Source organism: Vibrio sp. 970, assembly GCF_033339075.1.
In genome coordinates this window covers 1-1,063 of sequence record NZ_JAWOTW010000097.1, presented here as the reverse complement: position 1 = coordinate 1,063, position 1,063 = coordinate 1, and the positions used below count along the sequence as shown (strand labels likewise).

Here is a 1,063-nt window from a genome sequence, read left to right as displayed (position 1 = left end):
CACAGTTGCTCAAGCATGGTCTGCTGGCTCTAGCTTCTGGGCTCGTCCTGAAATCCGTGTTTACGCTTCTTACCTAACTGGTGAGCAAGAAATTAACAGCACAGATAAGTTCTTTGATAACAAACAAGCTGACGATACGTTCCAATTCGGTGTACAAGCTGAAGCTTGGTGGTAATCATCTAACCACTAAGTCCTAAATTGTCCTAGAATGATACAGCCAGAACCTATCTGGCTGTATTTATTTCAAAAACAATAATGAGTCGAGGTAGACAGTAATGAGAAAATGGCTTGCTCCCGTACTGCTGGGCATGTTGGCTACTGGTTGTGCGTCCGTAGAACAAGTAGAGATGAATCCAAAAGGTCAGCAACAAGTAATCACTCAATCGGGTGATATTCAATGGGTACCGCTTAATGTGCCTGTGGTTACTGAGTTCGCTTTGACTGATAAAAGCCAAATGCTGTTGGATGGCAACAGTGCTGGCGCAATTGCAGCGTTCGCTCTTCCGGGCAATCGTGGTAGTCTCGATATCAAATTAGAGACATTCGTAAGTAAAGAACTTCAATTTTATGCTCCAAATGTCGCAGTGATGAACTCGGCAGGAGAAACCATTTACCAAGCCGATTTCTCAAAGTTTAAGTACGAACCAGCAAAACTGTTGGACAACGATAAATTCGTACTTGATCTCAATGTGATTCCAGACATGACAGGTAATGATCTTCATGTATTGGTTTACACGACTTCCGCCGATCTAAAAGGAAGTACACAAGTTCTACACCCTGCAAAAGCCTTCGCCATGGCGCGCCATACTCAGCCGCCAGATATTGCAGACCCTCTCGCGAAACATAGCCCATTGGGTCAGTTCCGCTTTTCGGTATCCGCGAATGATATCGTGAATACCAAGATTGTTGCGAAAAACGACAACATTCCTCAAGGTACGGATCTCACTAGCTACTACCACAGCTCTATTGAAGCGGCAGTCGCAGCGAACGATATTCCGAAAGCACTCACCTTGCTTGATGAAGCAAAAGAGCTAGGTATTGAAGGCGCACAAGAAGTGTTTGT

2 protein-coding genes are annotated in these 1,063 nt (G+C 44.7%); both read left to right on the top strand.

Annotated features, from left to right (window positions below):
• Positions 1 to 175, top strand: a 175-nt coding sequence (locus tag R7Q11_RS24960) for a carbohydrate porin (protein ID WP_225466853.1), incomplete at its 5' end; no start/stop codon positions are given.
• 100 nt (positions 176 to 275) lie between these two features.
• Positions 276 to 1,063, top strand: a 788-nt coding sequence (locus R7Q11_RS24955) for a MalM family protein (RefSeq protein WP_225466852.1), incomplete at its 3' end; no start/stop codon positions are given.